Source organism: Streptomyces sp. UNOB3_S3 (genome assembly GCF_020740895.1).
GTDB lineage: Bacteria > Actinomycetota > Actinomycetes > Streptomycetales > Streptomycetaceae > Streptomyces.
In genome coordinates this window covers 1-19,446 of the sequence record NZ_JAILXP010000107.1, presented here as the reverse complement: position 1 = coordinate 19,446, position 19,446 = coordinate 1, and the positions used below count along the sequence as shown (strand labels likewise).

2 protein-coding genes are annotated in these 19,446 nt (G+C 76.0%); both read right to left on the bottom strand.

The window, feature by feature from the left end; translation table 11 throughout:
* The coding region (locus K6I33_RS14335; RefSeq protein WP_229351760.1) for a type I polyketide synthase at window positions 1-17,964 on the bottom strand (17,964 nt) is incomplete at its 3' end.
* Between the two features lie 269 nt (window positions 17,965-18,233).
* Window positions 18,234-19,271: a GDP-mannose 4,6-dehydratase gene (locus K6I33_RS14330; protein WP_229351758.1), complete on the bottom strand. Its 1,038-nt coding sequence runs from the start codon at window positions 19,269-19,271 to the stop codon at window positions 18,234-18,236.
* Window positions 19,272-19,446: the final 175 nt, after the last annotated feature.

The following is a 19,446-nucleotide window of genomic DNA, read 5'->3' as shown; positions in this document are numbered from 1 at the left end:
GTGGTGGGCCAGGCGGCGGGCATAGGTGGCGGTGGGGCGCACGGCGAGCTGGTCCTCGTGCCCGGCGCCGGACAGGACGCCCGCCAGGCGGCGCAGCGTGCCCTCGTCGAGCGTTTCGGGCAGGTCGACGAGGCCACCCCAGCGCTCGGGGTGTTCGAAGGCGGCGACGCGGCCGAGGCCCCAGAGGGCGGCCTGCGCGGGGTCGCCCGCGGGATCGGTGCGGGCGACGGCGACGGCGGCGCGGGTGACGCACCACAGCGGGGCGTCGATACGGGCGTCGCCGAGCGCCTGGACGGCCGTCGCGGTGAGCGGCAGTGCGGCGAGTCCGGCGGGGACGCCGGTGACCGAGTCGCCGGGGGCGAGGGCCAGCAGGGACAGGACGCCCGTGAACCCGGCTCCGTCCGGGGTGAGTTCGCGCAGGCGCTCGGTGAGGTCGGCGCGGTCGGGGGTGGTGACGTCGAGGCGTACGGTCCCGGCGCCGAGGCCGTTCGCGAGCGCGTCGGCCCAGGCCCGGTCGGCCTCGGGCGTGTCGGTCCCGGGGGTGTCGCCGGGGGTCAGCAGCAGCCAGGTGCCCGTCGGGTGTGTCGTGGGGGCCTTGGTGAGGGGCTTCCAGGTGGCGCGGTAGCGCCAGCCGTCGACGGTGGAGTGCTCGCGGCGCTTGCGGCGCCAGGAGGACAGGGCGGGCACGACGGCCGTGAGGGTGGCGTCGTCGAGCTCCAGGGAGGAGCCCAGGGCGGTCAGGTCGGCGCGTTCCACGGCCGACCAGAACTCGGCGTCCACCGCGTCGGGCGTGCCCGCCGGGGCGGGGACGGCCGGCAGGGCGGTGGTGTCGGGCCAGTAGCGCTGCCGCTGGAAGGCGTAGGTGGGCAGGTCGACGCGCCGGGCGGGGGCGTCGAGGACGGCCGCCCAGTCGGGGCGCACGCCGTGGACGTGGAGCCGGGCGAGGGCTGTGGTCAGGGCGTGGGTCTCGGTGTGGTCGCGGCGCAGCGCGGGCACGGCGAGGGCGGGCGAGCCGGCGTCGAGGGTCTCGCGGACGGCGCCGGAGAGGACGCCGTCGGGGCCGAGTTCGAGGTGGGCGGTGACTCCCGCGGCGTCGAGGCGGCGTACGGCGTCGGCGAAGCGGACGGTGCGGCGGACCTGCCCGGCCCAGTAGGCGGGCGAGGCGGCCTCGTCGGGGTTGAGGAGTTCGCCGGTGACGGTGGAGACGAGGGGGATGGCGGGCGGCTGGAAGTCGAGTCCGGCCGCGACGCGCGTGAAGTCGTCCAGCATCGCGTCCATGCGGGGCGAGTGGAAGGCGTGGCTGACGCGCAGGCGCTTGGTCCTGCGGCCGAGGCCCGCGAAGTGCTCCTCGATCGCGCGGACCGCGTCGTCGTCGCCGGCGACGACGACGGAGGCGGGGGTGTTGACGGCGGCGAGGGAGACGCGGTCGTCCTGCCCGTCGAGCAGCGGCAGCACCTCCTCCTCGCTCGCCTGGAGCGAGCACATGGCGCCGCCCTCGGGCAGGGCGGCCATCAGCCGGCCGCGTGCCGCGACGAGCGTGCAGGCGTCCTCCAGGGAGAGCACGCCCGCGACGTGGGCGGCGGCGAGTTCGCCGATGGAGTGCCCGGCGACGTAGTCGGGGCGCAGGCCCCAGGACTCGGCGAGCCGGAACAGGGCGACCTCGAGAGCGAAGAGGGCGGGCTGGGTGTACGCGGTGTCGTCGAGCAGGGCGGCCTCGGCGGTGCCCGCCTCGGCGAGGAGGATCTCGCGCAGGGGGCGGTCGAGTTCGAGGTCGAAGCGGGCGAGGACGGCGTCGAGCGCCTCGGCGAAGACGGGGTGGCGGTCGTGGAGCTCGCGTCCGGTGCCGGGGCGCTGGCTGCCCTGGCCGGTGAAGAGGAACGCGAGGCGGCCGCGCCCGGCCCGGCCGGTGAGCAGGGCGCCGTCGGGGGTGCCGTCCCGGAGGGCGGCGAGGGCCCGGCGGAGGGTGTCGGGGTCGTCGGCGACGACGGCCGCGCGGTGATCGAGGGCGGCCCGGGAGGTGGCGAGCGCGTGGGCGAGGTCGGCGAGCGGCAGGGCGGGCCTCTCGTCGAGGAGGGTCAGCAGGCGTCCGGCCTGGGCGCGCAGGCCTTCGTCGGTGCGGCCGGAGAGCACCAGCGGCACGGTCGTGGGACCGGTCCCGTCGACCTCGGCCGGCCCCTGCGGCTCGTCCTCGACGGGCAGTTCGAGGACGGTGTGGACGTTGGTGCCGCTGAGGCCGAAGGAGGAGACGCCGGCGCGGCGCGGGCGCCCGGTGGCGGGCCACTCCCGGTCCTCGGTGAGCAGCTGGATGCCGCCCGAGGTCCAGTCGACGTGGGTCGAGGGCCGGTCGATGTGGAGGGTGCGGGGGACGGTGCCGTGGCGCATGGCCATGACCATCTTGATGACGCTGGCGACGCCGGACGCCATCTGGGTGTGGCCGATGTTGGACTTCACGGAGCCGAGGAGCAGCGGCCGGTCGGCGGGGCGCTCCTGGCCGTAGGTGGCGAGGAGGGCCTGGGCCTCGATGGGGTCGCCGAGTTTGGTGCCGGTGCCGTGGCCGTCGACGACGTCGACGTCCGCGGCGGCGACGCCCGCGTTGGCGAGGGCCTGGGCGATGACGCGCTGCTGGGACGGGCCGTTGGGCGCGGTCAGGCCGTTGGAGGCGCCGTCCTGGTTGACGGCGGAGCCCCGGATGACGGCGAGGACCTGGTGGCCGTTCTTGCGGGCGTCGGAGAGGCGCTCGACGAGGACGAGGCCGACGCCCTCGGCGAGGCTCATGCCGTCGGCGGCCTCCGCGTAGGCCTTGCAGCGGCCGTCGGCGGCCATGGCGCGCTGGCGGCTGAAACCGACGAACGCGCTGGGGGTGGCCATGACGCTGACGCCGCCGGCGAGGGCGAGGGTGCTCTCGCCGTTGCGCAGCGACTGGCAGGCCAGGTGCAGGGCCACCAGGGAGGAGGAGCAGGCGGTGTCGAGGGTGACGGCCGGGCCCTCGAAGCCGAAGGTGTAGGACAGCCGGCCGGACAGGACGCTGGAGATGGTGCCGGTGATCAGGTGGCCCTCGTTGCCCTCGGGGGACGCCGGGCTGCTGTAGTCCTGGTAGCTGGCGCCGATGAAGGTGCCGGTGCGGCTGCCGCGCAGGGTGGCGGGGTCGATGCCGGAGCGCTCCATGGCCTCCCAGGCGGTCTCCAGCAGCAGGCGCTGCTGCGGGTCCATCGCGATGGCCTCGCGCGGGGAGATGCCGAAGAAGGAGGCGTCGAAGTCGGCGACGTCGTGGAGGAAGCCGCCGCGCGTGGAGTAGGTGCGGCCGGGGCGGTCGGGGTCGGGGTCGTAGAGGCCCTCGGCGTCCCAGCCGCGGTCGACGGGGAATTCGGTGATGGCGTCGCCGCCCGCGGCGACGAGGTCCCACAGCTGTTCCGGGGTGCCGACGCCGCCGGGGTAGCGGCAGCTCATGCCGACGATGGCGATGGGCTCGTCGTCGGCGGCCGCCCGGACGACGGCGGCCGTCTCGGTGCGGGAGCCCGCGACGCGGGTGCGGAGGAACGTGACGAGCGCGAGCGGGGTCGGGTAGTCGAAGACCATGGTGCTGGGCAGGGTGAGCCCGGTGACGTTCGACAGCCGGTTGCGCAGGTCGACGGCGGTCAGCGAGTCGAAGCCGACCTCGCGGAAGGCGCGCTGCTCGGAGAGGACGTCGGGCGAGGCGTGGCCGAGGACGGTGGCGGCCTCGCCGCGCACCAGGTCCAGCAGCACCCGGTCCTGCTCGACGGCGGGCAGGGCGAGGAGCCGGGCGGTGAACTCGCTGTCGCCGGTGGCGGACGCGGTGTTCTCCTGCGTCAGCTCCCGGACCTCGGGCACGTCCTCGAAGAGGTCGGTGGGCCGGCCGGAGGTGAAGACGGGGTGGTAGCGCTCCCAGTCGACGTCGGCGACGCACAGGACGGTCTCGTCGTCGTCGAGGGCCCGGCGCAGGCCGGTGAGGGCCGCGCGCGGGTCCATGAACTCCAGGCCGCTGCGGCGGATGGCGCCGGGGTCGACGCGGCCGAGCTTGAGGTCGTCGGCCCAGATGCCCCAGGAGATGGCGGTGGCGGTGGCGCCCCGGGCGCGGCGGTGCTCGGCGAGCGCGTTGAGGTAGGCGTTGCCCGCGACGTAGGCGGCGTGCCGGCCGCTGCCCCACATGCCGGCGGTGGAGGAGTAGAGGACGAACGCGTCGAGCTCGTCGTCGTCGAGGAGTTCGTCGAGGTGGCGGGCGCCTGACACCTTGGCGTCGACGACCTTGGCGAAGGCCTCCAGGCTCGTCTCCTCGATGGAGGCGAGCTCGATGGTGACGGCGGTGTGGACGACGGTGCGCACGGTGTGCCCGTCGGCCTTGAGGCCGTCGAGCATCGCGGCGACGGCGTCGCGGTCCGTCAGGTCGCAGGCGACGACGGAGGCGTCGCAGCCGGCGTCGGTCAGCTCCTGGACGAGCTCGGCGGCGCCGGGCGCCTCCGGGCCCCGGCGGCTGGTGAGGACGACGCGTTCGGCGCCCTGCTCGGCCAGCCAGCGGGCCAGGTGCGGGGCGAGGGTGCCCGTGCCGCCGGTGACCAGGGTGGTGCCGCGCGGCGTCCAGGCGCGGGCGGGGGCCGCCCCGGCCGTGGCGCGCGCGACGCGGCGGACGAGGACGCCGGAGGCGCGGACGGCCAGCTGGTCCTCGCCGGTGCGGCCGGTGAGGACGGCGGCGAGCCGTTCCCCGGCGCGCCGGTCGAGGGTCTCGGGCAGGTCGACGAGACCGCCCCAGCGCTGGGGGTGTTCGAGGGCGGCGGTCCAGCCCAGGCCCAGGATCTGGGCCTGGACGGGGTGGGTGAGCCGGTCGGAGCGGCCGGTGGCGACCGCGCCCCGGGTCAGGCACCACAGGGGCGCGTCGATCCCGGCGTCGCCGAGGGCCTGGAGGAGGGTGACGGTCAGGGCGAGCCCGGACGTGAGCGCGGGGTGGCCGGGGGCGGGCTCCTCGGCGGCGGCGAGCAGCGACACCACGCCCGTCAGGCCGGTGGCGTCCTCAAGGCCGGCCAGGCGCTCGGTGAGGGTGGCGCGGTCGAGGCAGGCGTCGTCGAGGACGAGCGTGCGGACGTCGGCGCCGTGCGCGGCGAGCGCGTCGGTGACGTCGTCGCCGGGCAGGCCCTGCGCGGTGACGACGAGCCAGGTCCCGGTGAGCGCGGCCGTGGGCAGGCCGGTCAGCGGCTTCCAGGTGGCGCGGTAGCGCCAGGAGTCGACGGTGGACTCCTCGCGGCGGCGCTTGCGCCAGGTCGCGAGGGCGGGCAGCACGGGGGCCAGGGCGGCCCCGTCCAGGCGCAGTCCGGCGGCGAGGGCGTCGACGTCCTCGTCCTCGACGGCCGCCCAGAAGGCGCTGTCCGCCGGGTCCGCCCCGTCGCCCGCGCGCTGCTGCTCGCGGATCGCCCACAGGTGTTCGCGCTGGAAGGCGTACGTGGGCAGCTCGATACGGCGGGCGCCGCTCCCGGCGAGGGCGGGCGCCCAGTCGGCGCGGACGCCCCGGACGTACGCCTCGGCGAGGGAGGTCAGGAACCGGTCGGCGCCGCCCTGGTCGCGGCGGAGGGTGCCGAGGACGACGGCGCGGGCGCCGGTGTCCTCGGCGGTCTCCTGGACGGCCATGGCCAGCACGGGGTGGGAGCTGACCTCGACGAACACCCCGTGCCCGGCGCCCAGGAGGCTGCGGACGGCGGGGTCGAAGCGCACGGTCCGGCGCAGGTTGCGGTACCAGTAGGCGGCGTCGAGGGGGGTCTCCTCGGTCAGCCAGTCGCCGGTGACGGTGGAGAGGAAGGGTACCTCGGGGGCGTTCGGGCGGACGGGGGCGAGCACGTCGAGGAGCTCGTCCTCCAGCAGCTCCACCTGGGCGGAGTGCGAGCCGTAGTCGACGGCGATGCGCTTGGCGCGGACGTCCTCGGCGAGGAGGCCCTCCATGAGGGCGTCGAGCGGCGCGGCGGGGCCGGCGACCACGACGGAGCGCGGGCCGTTGACGGCGGCGACGGACAGTTCGCCGCCGAGGGCGGCCAGGCGTTCCTCGACGTCGGCGGCGGGCAGCGGCACGGAGACCATGCCGCCGGTGCCCGCGAGGATCCGGCCGATGGCCTGGCTGCGCAGGGCCACGACGCGGGCGGCGTCGGTCAGGGAGAGCGCGCCGGAGACGGCGGCCGCGGCGATCTCGCCCTGCGAGTGGCCGACGACGGCGTCGGGGACGACGCCGTGGGCGCGCCACAGCTCGGCGAGGGAGACCATCACCGCCCAGGAGGCGGGCTGGACGACGTCGACGCGGTCCAGGGACGGGGCGCCCTCGGCCTGCCGGAGGACGTCGAGGAGCGACCAGTCGGTGAACTCCGACAGGGCGGCGGCGCACTCGGCGAGCCGCTCGGCGAAGACCGGGGACTCCTCCAGCAGCCGGGCGCCCATGCCGGCCCACTGGGAGCCCTGGCCGGGGAAGACGAACACGGTCCTGCCGTCGGCGTCGGCGACGCCCGAGGCGGCGCCGGTCGCCGACCGGCCCTCGGCGAGGGCGCGCAGCGCGGCCGCCGGGTCCTGGCCGGGGCCGGCGAGGACGACGGCGCGCTGGTCGAACACGGCGCGGGAGGTCAGCAGGCTGTGGGCGACGTCGGCGGGCCGGGCCTCGACGAGCCCGGGGTGGTCGGCGAGCCGGGCGGCCTGGCCGCGCAGCGCGCCCGGGGTGCGGGCGGAGAGCACCCACGGCACGACGGCGGGGGCCTCCGGGGCCTCCTCCGGCACCTCGGTGCGGGGGGCCTCTTCGAGGATCGTGTGGGCGTTGGTGCCGCTGATGCCGAAGGAGGACACGGCGCAGCGGCGGACGCGCTCGCCGCGCGCCCAGTCGGCGCCCGCGTCGAGGAGGGAGACCGTGCCGGGGCTCCAGTCGACGTGGGTGGTCGGCTCGTCGGCGTGGAGGGTGCGGGGCAGGACACCGTTGCGCAGCGCCATGACCATCTTGATGATGCCGGCGACGCCGGCGGCGGACTGGGTGTGGCCGATGTTGGACTTCACCGAGCCGAGCAGCAGCGGCCGCTCGGCCGGCCGGTCCTTTCCGTACGTCGCGTGGAGGGCCTGGGCCTCGATGGGGTCGCCGAGGGCGGTGCCGGTGCCGTGCGCCTCGACGGCGTCGACGTCGGCGGCCTTCAGGCCCGCGTTGGCGAGGGCCTGGCGGATGACGCGCTGCTGGGACGGGCCGTTGGGGGCGGTGAGGCCGTTGGAGGCGCCGTCCTGGTTGATGGCCGAGCCTCGGATGACGGCGAGGATCTCGTGGCCGTTCTTCCGGGCGTCGGAGAGGCGTTCCAGGACGAGCACGCCGACGCCCTCGGCGAGGGTCATGCCGTCGGCGGCCTCCGAGAAGGCCTTGCAGCGGCCGTCGCCCGCGAGGGCGCGCTGCTTGCTGAAGGCGATGAAGGGGGCGGGGGTGGTCATGACGGTCGCGCCGCCCGCGAGGGCGAGGCTGCTCTCGCCGTTGCGCAGCGACTGGCAGGCCAGGTGGAGGGCCACCAGCGACGAGGAGCAGGCGGTGTCGACGGTGACCGCGGGGCCTTCGAGGCCGAAGAGGTAGGCGAGGCGGCCGGAGAGGACGCTGGGGCTGGTGCCGGTGACGGCGTGTCCGGCGGCGGCGCCGTCGTCGAGCCCGAGGCCGTACTCCTGGTAGGTGGAGCCGATGAACGTGCCGGTGGCGCTGCCGTGGACGGTCGCCGGGTCGATGCCGGCCTGCTCGAACGCCTCCCAGGTGGTCTCCAGCAGCAGGCGCTGCTGCGGGTCCATGGACACGGCCTCGCGCGGCGAGATGCCGAAGAAGCCCGCGTCGAACTCGCCCGCGTCGTGGAGGAAGCCGCCCTGGGTGGAGTAGGTGGTGCCGGGGTGGTCGGGGTCGGGGTGGTGGAGGCCGGTGTCCCAGCCGCGGTTGACGGGGAACTCGGAGATGGCGTCGACGCCGCCCTCGATCAGCTCCCAGAACTGCTGGGCGGAGCGGACGCCGCCGGGGAAACGGCAGCTCATGCCGACGATGGCGACGGGCTCGTCGAAGCCCCCGGCGGGCGCGGCGGCCGGGGCGGCCGCGGCCTGCCCGGCGCCCAGGAGTTCGCCGCGCAGGAAGCGGGCGAGCGCGAGGGGCGTCGGGTAGTCGAAGGCCATGGTGGCGGGCAGGGCGAGGCCGGTGACGCCGGCCAGGCGCTTGCGCAGCTCGACGGCGGTCAGCGAGTCGAAGCCGGCGTCGCGGAAGGCGCGGCGCCCGTCGACGGCCTCGGCGGAGGCGTGGCCGAGGACGACGGCGGCCTCGGCGCGCACCAGGTCGGTGAGCAGCCGTTCCTGCGCGGCCTCGTCCAGGCCGCTCAGCCGCCCGGCGAACTCGGGCGCACTGTCAGCGGCGGCCCGTGCCGGGGCGGACAGGACGCGGACGTCGGGGAGTTCATCGAAGAGGACGCTGGGGCGGACGGAGGTGAAGACGGGGTGGTAGCGCTCCCAGTCGATGTCGGCGACGGTCACCGTGACGTCCTGCTGGACGACGGCGCGGCGCAGTTCGGCGAGGGCGGCGGCGGGGGCCAGGAAGCGCAGGCCGCTCTGCCGGAGGCGGTCGGCGACGGCCTCGTGGGTGGCCATGCCGGCCTCGGCCCAGGGGCCCCAGGCGAGGGAGGTGGCGGGCAGGCCGCGGGCCCACCGGTTCTCGGCGAGGGCGTCGAGGTAGGCGTTGGCGGCGCCGTAGGCGCTCTGCCCGGCGCTGCCCCACACTCCGGCGACGGAGGAGAAGAGGACGAAGAAGTCCAGGTCGTGGTCGGCGAGCAGGGCGTCCAGGTGGGCGGCGCCCAGGAGTTTGGCGGCCATGAGGGCGGTGGCGTCGGCCAGGGAGGTGTCCGCCAGGGGTGCGGCCTGGCCGACGCCGGCGGCGTGCACGACGCCGGTCAGGGGGTGCTCGTCCGGGATGCCCGCGAGCAGGCCGGCGAGCGCGTCGCGGTCGGCGATGTCGCAGGCGGCGAGGGTGACGCGGGCGCCCAGCTCCTCCAGTTCGGCGCGCAGGGCGTCGGCGCCGGGGGCGTCGGGGCCGCGGCGGCTGGTGAGCAGGAGGTGCTCGGCGCCGCTGCGGGCGAGCCAGCGGGCGACGTCGGCGCCGAGCGCGCCGGTGCCGCCGGTGACGAGGACGGTGCCCTCGGCGGTGAAGGCGTCGGCGGGGGGCAGGTCGGCGGCAGGGCGGCGGACGAGCCGCCGGCCGAGCGTGCCGCCGGCGCGCAGGGCCAGTTGGTCCTCGCCGCCGCGCGCGGCGAGCGCGCTGACGAGCTGCTGGACGACGGGCGCGTCCAGGACGGGCGGCAGGTCGATCGTGCCGGTCCAGCGGCGCGGGTCCTCCAGGGCGGCCACCCGGCCCAGGCCCCAGGAGGCGGCCTGGAGGGGGGCGGCGAGCGGGTCGTCGGGGCCGGTGGTGACGGCACCCCGGGTGAGGGTCCACACGGGCGCGGTCAGGGCGGCGTCGCCCAGCGCCTGGGTGAGGACGACGCCCAGGGCGAGGCCCGTGGGCAGCCCGTCGCCGAGGGGGCGGCCGGGCCGGTCGGCCAGCGGCAGGAGGGAGAGGACGCCGGCGAGGTCGCCGGACTCCCGCAGGCGGCCGGCGAGGGCCTCGCGGTCCTCCCCCGCCGGGTCGAGGTCGAGGCGCTCGAACTGGGCGCCGTGGCCGCGCAGCGCGTCCACGATCTCGTCGGTGTCCACGCCGTCGGTGGTGACGACCAGCCAGGTGCCGTCCAGGACGGGGGCGGCGGACGCCTGGACGGGCCGCCACTCGACGCGGTAGCGCGTGGCGTCGAGCAGCGCCTTCTCCTGGCGCTGCTGGCGCCAGGACGACAGGGCGGGCAGCAGGGTGTAGAGGGAGGCGTGCTGTTCGTCGCGCAGGCCCAGGAGCCCGGCGATCCCGGCGGCGTCGCCGCGCTCGACGGCGCCCCACAGCTCGGCGTCGGCCGGGTCGGCGGGCGCGGCGGCCGGGAGGGCGCCGGGGGCGGTCCCGGGCCAGTAGCGCTCGCGCTGGAAGGCGTACGTGGGCAGGTCCACGGCCGGGGCGGCGGGCGCGGTGGTGCCGGTGAGGACGGCGGTCCAGTCCACGGCGGTGCCGCGGACGTGGAGGCGGGCCAGGGCGGTCGTGGCGGCCCGCTCCTCGTCCCGGCCGGCGCGCAGCAGCGGGACGACGTCGACGCCGGTGTCCGTCTCGTCGCCCAGGACGTCCTGGGCGAGGGCGGCCAGCACCCCGTCGGGGCCGACCTCCAGGAAGGTGGCCGCGCCCAGGGTGCGGGCGGCGCGGACGCCGTCGGCGAAGCGGACGGTCTCGCGGACGTGGCGGACCCAGTGGTCCGGGGAGCACAGCTCCTCGGCGGTCGCGGGACGGCCGGTCAGGTTGGAGACGACGGTGACGGCCGGGGCGCTGTAGGCGATCTCCTCGGCGACCCGCCGGAAGTCCGCCAGCATCGGTTCCATGAGCGGCGAGTGGAAGGCATGGCTCACCCGCAGTCGCCGGGTCTTGCGCCCCAGCGCGGCGAAGTGCGCGGCGATCTCCTCGGCGGCGGCCTCGTCACCGGCGATCACGACGGCGTCGGGGCCGTTGACGGCGGCGAGGGACAGCTCGTGCTCGCGCCCGGCGAGCAGCGCGGCGACCTCGTCCTCGGTGGCCCGCAGCGAGACCATCGCACCGCCCTCGGGCAGGGCCTCCATCAGGCGGGCGCGGGCGGCGACGAGCTTGCAGGCGTCCGCCAGGGAGAACACCCCGGCGGCGTGCGCCGCCGCGATCTCGCCGACGGAGTGGCCGAGGAGGACCTGCGGGCGTACGCCCCAGGAGCGCAGCAGCCGGTGGAGGGCGACCTCGAGGGCGAACAGGGCGGGCTGGGTCCAGCCGGTGCGCTCCAGCAGCTCCGCCTCGGGGCTGCCCTCCTCGGCGAAGAGGACGTCCCGCAGCGGGCGGTCCAGGTGCGGGTCGAGGGCGGCGGTGACCTCGTCCAGGGCCTCGGCGAAGACGGGGAAGCGGGCGTACAGCTCGCGGCCGGCGCTGGGGCGCTGGCTGCCCTGCCCGGAGAACAGCAGGGCGAGTTCGCCGGCGGAGCCGGTCTCGCCCTCGACGAGGGCGGCGTCGGGCCGGTCGGCGGCGAGCGCGGCGAGCGCGCGCAGCAGCTCGTCCCGGTCGCCGACGACGACGGCGCGCCGGTCGAAGGCGGAGCGGGTCGTGGCGAGCGCGAGGGCGGTAGCGGCCGGGTCGAGAGCGGGGTCGGCCTCGGCGAAGGCGTACAGGCGCGCGGCCTGTTCGCGCAGCGCGGCGCGGCTCCTGGCGGAGAGCGTCCACGGCACCACGGCCGGGTCGACGGCGGGGGCGCTCGATGCGGCCCCCGGCGCGGCGGGCGGCTCTTCGAGGATGACGTGGGCGTTGGTGCCGCTGATGCCGAAGGACGACACGCCGGCGCGGCGGGCCCGGCCCGCGTCGGGCCAGGCCGTCTCCTCGGCGAGCAGCCGGACGGCGCCGGCCTCCCAGTCGACGTGCGAGGACGGCGCGTCGGCGTACAGGGTGCGGGGCAGCACGCCGTGGCGCATGGCCATGACCATCTTGATGATTCCGGCGACGCCCGCGGCGGCCTGGGTGTGGCCGATGTTGGACTTCACCGAGCCGAGCAGCAGCGGCCGGTCCGCGTCGCGGTCCTGGCCGTACGTGGCCAGCAGCGCCTGGGCCTCGATGGGGTCGCCGAGGGTGGTGCCGGTGCCGTGGCCCTCGACGGCGTCGACGTCGGCGGTGGTCAGGCCGGCGCCGGCCAGGGCCTGGTGGATGACGCGCTGCTGGGACGGCCCGTTGGGGGCGGTCAGGCCGTTGGAGGCGCCGTCCTGGTTGACGGCCGAGCCGCGGACGACCGCGAGGACGCGGTGGCCGTTGCGGCGGGCGTCGGAGAGCCGCTCCAGGACGAGCATGCCCACGCCTTCGGACCAGCCGACGCCGTCGGCCGCGTCCGAGTAGGCCTTGCTGCGGCCGTCCGGGGAGAGGCCGCGCTGGCGGGAGAACTCGATGAGGGACGTCGGCGTGGACATCACCGTCACACCGCCGGCGAGCGCCAGCGAGCACTCCCCCGCGCGCAGCGCCTGCATGGCCCAGTGCATGGCCACCAGCGAGGACGAGCAGGCCGTGTCGACGGTGACGGCCGGGCCCTCCAGGCCCAGGACGTAGGAAACGCGGCCGGAGGCGATGCTGGGCGAGGTGCCGCTGCCCTGGAAGCCCTCGAACCGCTCGTCGGCGAGGTGGGCCGCGTAGTCGTTGTACATGACGCCCGCGAACACGCCGGTGCGGCTGCCGCGCAGCGACACCGGGTCGATCCCGGAGCGCTCGATCGCCTCCCAGGACGCCTCCAGGAGCAGCCGCTGCTGGGAGTCGGTGGCCAGCGCCTCGCGGGGGCTCATGCCGAAGAACGCGGGGTCGAACTCGGCGGCGTCGTGGAGGAAGCCGCCGAAGCGGGTGTAGGTGGTGCCGAGGTGGTCGGGGTCCGGGTGGTAGAGGGCGTCGAGGTCCCAGCCTCGGTCGGTGGGCAGGCCCGAGATCGCGTCGGTGCCCTCGCGCACCAGCCGCCACAGGTCCTCGGGCGAGGCGACGCCGCCCGGGTAACGGCAGCTCATGCCCACGATGACGATGGGGTCGTGGTCGGCGGCGGCCCTGGGGGCGGCCTCCGGGGCGGCGGTGTCCGCGCCCATGAGCTCGGCGAGGACGTGCCCGGCCAGCGCGGTGACGGTCGGGTAGTCGAAGACGACCGTGGCGGCGGTGCGCAGCCCGGTGACGGCGCCGAGGCGGTTGCGCATCTCGACGGCCGTGAGCGAGTCGAAGCCCAGCTCCTGGAACGGGCGGTCCACATCGACGTCCTGGGCGCCGTCGTGCCCGAGCACGGCGGCCACCTGTGTGCGGACGAGGTCGCGCACCAGCGCGGCGCGGCCCTCCTCGTCGAGGACGGACAGCCGCTGGACGAGGCCCACGGCGGTCTCCGCGCCGGAGACCGCGGAGCGGCGCACGGGGGTGCGGATCAGGCCGCGCAGCAGCGGCGGCACGTCGCCCTGGAGGCGGAGCACGGACAGGTCGAGACGGACGGGCAGGAGGACGGGCGTACGGGAGGAGAGCGCGGCGTCGAAGAGCGCGACACCCTGCTCCTCGGTGAGCGCGGGCGTGCCCCGGCGGGCCATCCGCTCCAGCTCGGTGCCGGACAGGCCGCCGGTCATGCCGGCGGCGGGCGCCCAGGGGCCCCAGGCCAGGGACAGGGCGGGCAGGCCCTGGGCGTGGCGGAGCCGGGCGACGGCGTCGAGGAAGGCGTTGGCGGCGGCGTAGTTGCCCTGGCCGGGCGCGCCGACGGTGCCGGAGAGGGAGGAGAAGACGACGAAGGCGGCGAGGCCGAGGTCCTTGGTCGCCTCGTGGAGGTTCCAGACGGCGTCGGCCTTGGGCCGCAGGACCGTGGCGAGGCGCTCGGGGGTCAGCGACTCGATGACGCCGTCGTCGAGGGCGCCGGCACTGTGCACGACGGCGGTGACGGGGTGTTCGGCGGGGACGGCGGCCAGCAGGTGTGCGACGGCGGCCGCGTCGGCGAGGTCGCAGGCCTCCAGGGTGATGTGGGCGCCGAGTTCCGTCAGTTCGGCGCGGAGCTCTTCGGCGCCGGGGGCGTCGGCGCCCCGGCGGCTGACGAGCAGCAGCCGGGTGACGCCGCGTTCGGCGACCAGGTGCCGGGCGAGGACGCGGCCCAGGCCGCCGGTGGCGCCGGTGAGGAGGACGGTGCCGTCGGGGTGCCAGGCGTTCTCCCGCGCGCGGGGCGCCTGGGCGCGGGCGAGCCGGGCGCCGAGGACGGTGCCGGCGCGGACGGCGGCCTGGGGCTCGGTGACGCCGAGGGCGCCGTCGGGGAGGGTGCCGTCGGACTCGGCGGGGTCGAGATCGAGGAGCCCGAAGCGGCCCGGGTGCTCGGTCTGGGCGGAACGCACCAGGCCCCAGACGGCGGCGGCCGCCGGGTCGACGGTCTCCTGCCCGTCGGTGGCGACCGCGCCCCGGGTGACGAACACCAGCCGGGACTGCTCGTACCGCTCGTCCGCGAGCCATGTCTGAAGCAGCGTCAGGGCGGTCGCGGTGAGGGTGTGGGCGGCGGCCGCCGCGGCGTCGGGGTCGCCCACGACGGGGACGAGGACGAGCGCGGGGACGTCGGCGGCGGCGTCCAGCGAGGCGAGAGGCGTGGCGCCCGCGGCGTCGGCGAGCCCGAAGGTGTCCGGCCCGAGGACGGCGACGGACGCGGGCGCGGCGCCCGCCCGGTCCCGCAGCGGGGACCAGCGCAGCTCGAACAGCGCGTCGCGGACGATGGGCGCGGCGGTGGCCGACTGCTCGTCGGGCAGGGCGCGCAGGACGAGCGAGCCGACGGAGGCGACGGGGGCGCCCGTGGTGTCGGTGACGGCGAGGGAGACGGCGTCGTCCCCGGCCCGGGACAGCCGGACGCGGACCGTGGTCGCGCCGGAGGCGTGGAGGGAGACGTCCTGCCAGGAGAAGGGCAGGCCGCCGCGCCCGTGCTCGCCGAGGCCGAGGAAGGCCGAGGCGTGCAGGGCGGCGTCGAGCAGCGCGGGGTGGATGCCGAAGGAGCCGGCGTCGGCCGCGGAGTCCTCGGGCAGGGCGACTTCGGCGCAGATGTCGTCGCCCGCGCGCCACGCGGCGCGCAGGCCCTGGAACAGCGGGCCGTAGCCGAAGCCGGTGGCGGCCAGTTCGTCGTAGAAGCCGTCGAGGTCCAGCGGCTGGGCGCCGGCGGGCGGCCAGGCGGCGGTGCCGGGGGCGGCCCGGTGCTCGTCGGGGGCGAGGACGCCACTCGCGTGCTGGGTCCAGGGCAGTTCCTCGGCGCCGTCGGGGCGCGAGTGGAGGCTCAGTTCGCGGCGGCCGGTGGCGTCGGGGCTGCCGACCCACACCTGGACCTGGACGCCGCCCTGCTCGGGCAGGACCAGGGGCGCGGCCAGGGTGAGTTCCTCGACGCGCGCGCAGCCGACCTCGTCGCCCGCGCGGACGGCGAGCTCCAGGAAGGCGGTGCCGGGCAGCAGCACGGTGCCGCGTACGGCGTGCTCGGTCAGCCAGGGGTGGGACTGGAGGGAGAGCCGGCCGGTGAGCAGCAGTCCGTCGGAGTTGGCGATGGTCACGGCCGCGGCGAGCAGCGGGTGGTGGGCGGCGCCGAGCCCGGCGGCGCGGACGTCCCCGCTCTGGGTGACGCCCTTGGGCCAGTAACGGCGGCGCTGGAAGGCGTAGGTGGGCAGGTCGACGCGGCGGGCGCCGGTGCCGGTGAAGTAGCCCTCCCAGCGCAGGGGCACGCCCCGGACGTGGAGTTCGGCGGCGGCCGCGGTCACGGCCCGGGTCTCGGGGCGGCCGGCGCGCAGCAGCGCGACGGTGGCGGGCGCGGTGCCCTCGGCCCGCTCGTCGGCGTCGAGGCAGTCGCGGGCCATGGCGGACAGGACGCCGTCGGGGCCGAGTTCGAGGTGGGTGCCGGTGCCGTGGGCGTCGAGCCAGGCGATCGTGTCGGCGAAGCGGACGGTGTCGCGCGCGTGGCCGGCCCAGTAGTCGGGCGAGGTGAGCTGGTCGACGGTGGCGAGCGCGCCGGTGACGGAGGAGACGACGGGGATCACCGGCGCCTGGGGGTCGAGGCCGGCGACGACGGTGCGGAACTCCTCCAGCATCGGCCGCATCAGCGGCGAGTGGAAGGCGTGCGAGACGCGGAGTTCCTTGGCCTTGCGGCCCTGTGCGGTGAAGTGCTCGGCGACGGCGGCGACGGCGGCCGCCTCGCCCGCGACGACGACGGCGCGGGGACCGTTGACGGCGGCGAGGGAGACGCGTCCGCTCCGGTCGGCCAGCAGCGGCAGGACCTCGTCCTCGCTCGCCTGGAGGGAGACCATCGCGCCGCCGGCGGGCAGGGCCTGCATCAGGCGGCCGCGCGCGAGGACCAGGGTCGCGGCGTCGGCCAGCGAGAACACCCCGGCGACGTGGGCGGCGGCGATCTCGCCGACGGAGTGCCCGGCGAGGAAGTCGGGCTTGAGGCCCCAGGACTCGGCCAGCCGGAACAGCGCGACCTCAAGGGCGAAGAGGGCGGGCTGCGCGTAGCCGGTCCGGTCGAGGAGCTCGGCCTCGGGGGTGCCCTTGGCGGCGAAGAAGAGGGTGCGCAGGGGCCGGTCCAGGCCGGGGTCGAGGTGGGTGAGGACCTCGTCGAGGGCCTGGGCGAAGACGGGGAAACGGGTGTAGAGCTCGCGGCCCATGCCGGGGCGCTGGGCGCCCTGGCCGGTGAAGAGGAAGGCCAGCTTGCCGCGGCCGCCCTGGGTGGCGCCCTGGGTGAGGGCGGCGGCCGGTTCGCCGGCGGCCAGCGCGGTGAGCGCGGCGACGGCCTCGTCGCGGTCGGCGGCGATCACCACGGCGCGGTGCTCGAAGCCGGAGCGGGAGGTGGCGAGGGAGTGGGCGACGTCGGCGGGGTCGAGGGCGGGGTCGGTGGCGAGGAAGGCGAGGAGCCGGCCGGCCTGGGCGCGCAGGGCCTCGCGGGTCCGCCCGGAGACGAGCCAGGGCAGGACGTCGAGGTCGACGCGGCTCTCCACGGCCTCTTCGGCGTGCTCCGGCGCCTCTTCGAGGATCGTGTGGGCGTTGGTGCCGCTGAGGCCGAAGGAGGAGACGCCCGCGCGGCGCGGCCGGTCGCTCTTGGGCCAGGGGGTGGCCTCGGTGAGGAGCCGTACGGCGCCCTCCGTCCAGTCGACGTGGGAGGACGGGGCGTCGACGTGGAGGGTCTCGGGCAGCAGGCCGTGGCGCATGGCCATGACCATCTTGATGACGCCGGCCATGCCGGCGGCCGCCTGGGTGTGGCTGATGTTGGACTTGACCGACCCGAGCAGCAGCGGCCGGTCCTCGGGGCGGCCCTGGCCGTAGGTGGCCAGGAGGGCCTGGGCCTCGACGGGGTCGCCGAGGGTGGTGCCCGTGCCGTGCGCCTCGACGACGTCGATCTCGTCGGCGGAGAGGCGGGCGCTGGTCAGGGCCTGCTCGATGACGCGCTGCTGGGAGGGCCCGTTGGGGGCGGTCAGGCCGTTGGAGGCGCCGTCCTGGTTGACGGCGGAGCCCCGGATGACGGCGAGGACCTGGTGCCCGTTGCGGCGGGCCTCGGACAGCCGCTCCAGGACGAGCACGCCGACGCCCTCGGACCAGCCGGTGCCGGCGGCGGAGTCGGCGAAGGAGCGGCAGCGGCCGTCGGCGGCGAGCCCGCCCTGGCGGCTGAACTCCACGAAGGTGGTGGGGCTGGACATCACCGTGACGCCTGCGGCCAGCGCCAGGGAGCACTCGCCCTGGCGCAGGGAGTGGGCGGCCAGGTGCAGTGCCACCAGGGACGACGAGCAGGCGGTGTCCACGGTCACCGCGGGCCCGACGGCCCCGAAGAAGTAGGACAGCCGGCCCGAGAGGATGCTGGTGGCGTTGCCCGTGAGGGTGAAGCCCTGGACGTCGTCGTCGGGGCCGACGCGGTAGTCCTGGGGCATGGCCCCGACGAACACGCCGGTCCGGGTGCCCCGGACCGACGCCGGGTCGATGCCCGCCCGTTCGAAGGCCTCCCAGGAGGACTCCAGCAGCACCCGCTGCTGGGGGTCCATGGAGAGGGCCTCGCGCGGCGAGATGCCGAAGAAACCGGCGTCGAACCGGGCCGCGTCGTGCAGGAAGCCGCCGAAGAACTCCTCGGAGCCGTCGGTCATCAGCTCCCAGCCGCGGTCGCCGGGGAAGCCCGTGATGCCGTCCTCGCCGGCCACGAGCATGGACCAGAGCTCCTCGGGGCTGCTCACGCCCCCGGGGAAGCGGCAGCTCATGCCCACGATCGCGATGGGCTCGCGGGCGGCCGCCTCCAGTTCGCCCACCCGCTGCCGCGTGCGCTTGAGATCCGCGCTCGCCCGCTTGAGGTAGTCCCGGAGCTTCTGTTCCTTGTCCATTGTCAACTCAACCCATCTCAAGACCGGCGGACAGCAGAGGAATTCGCTGTGGGCATCCGGCACTCGGGATGGCTGATCCACAGTCGACGTGAGTCATCTGGGCGCCCCGCACCGACGGGGCGCCTGCTCGACTTCCCGCACGCCACGCGCTCAGTGTCGGCGGGCGTGGCCATGGAATTCCCTAGAGTCGGGCAGTCCGCTCGGCTCGGTCCGCTCCGGGGCAGTGCGACGGGTGTGAGCAGGGGTGTTGCCGATGAGTCTCGGCGGGGCTACCAGTTCGCCGCGGTGAGCAGCTCGCCGTACTCGCGCTCGCGGGTGGCCTGGCGGAGGTCGGACTCGACCATCATCCGCATCAGTTCGGGGAAGTCCACCGAGGGTTCCCAGCCCAGCCGTTCGCCGGCCTTGCCGTGGTCGGCGCAGAGCGTCTCGACCTCGGCGGGCCGCACGAGGGCCGGGTCGACGACGACGTGCTCCTCCCAGTCCAGGCCCACGCACTCGAAGGCGATCCGCGCCGCCTCGCGCACGGAGTGCATCTGCCCGGTGCCGACGACGTAGTCGCCGGGCTGGTCCTGCTGGAGCATCAGGTGCATGGCGCGCACGTAGTCCCCGGCGAAGCCCCAGTCGCGTACGGCGTCGAGGTTGCCGAGCGGCAGCTTCTCCTGGAGCCCGAGCTTGATCTGGGCGACGGCCAGCGAGATCTTCCGGGTGACGAACTCGGCACCGCGGCGCGGCGATTCGTGGTTGAAGAGGATGCCAGAGACGCCGTACATCCCGAAGGACTCGCGGTAGTTCTGGGTGATGTAGTGCCCGTAGGTCTTGGCGACGCCGTAGGGGCTGCGGGGGTGGAAGGAGGTCCGCTCGTTCTGCGGGCTCTCGACGACCTTGCCGAACATCTCCGAGGAGGACGCCTGGTAGAACCGGATCTGCCCGGACCCGTCCGCGCTCCCGGACGCCCCGCTCAGCCCGCTGACCATCCTGATCGCCTCGAGCATCCGCAGCACCCCGGTGCCGTTGACCTCGGTGACGAGCTCGGCCTGCTGCCAGGACATGGGCACGAAGGAGATCGCGCCGAGGTTGTAGACCTCGTCGGGCTGGACGAGATCCACGGCGGCCACCAGGCTGGCCTGGTCCATCAGGTCCCCGTGGACGAACTGGAGGTCCGGGATCAGCTTGCTCACCCGGTCCTTCCGGGGATTGGCCTGCCCCCGGTTGAGCCCCCAGACCTGGTACCCCATGGAGAGCAGGTGCTCGGCCAGGTACGAACCGTCCTGCCCGGTGATTCCGGTTATCAGCGCGCGCTTGGACATACAGTCCCCTTTCGCAGTGCTCGGCAGGGTCACCGAATCACGCATGGGGCTAAGGAATTTCCGAGACTTCGGGGGCGCGGTCGCTGGTTGTGGGCAATCGTCCCGCCCCCGCCCACGCCCGGTTGTGGGCAATCGTCCCGCAGGGCTGGGGGCACCTCCCAGCGGTAGCTGGGGG

Excerpts from the sequence above, each read along its gene's own strand:
- K6I33_RS14330 (WP_229351758.1), bottom strand. The coding sequence starts at position 19,271 with ATGTCCAAGCGCGCGCTGATAACCGGAATCACCGGGCAGGACGGTTCG.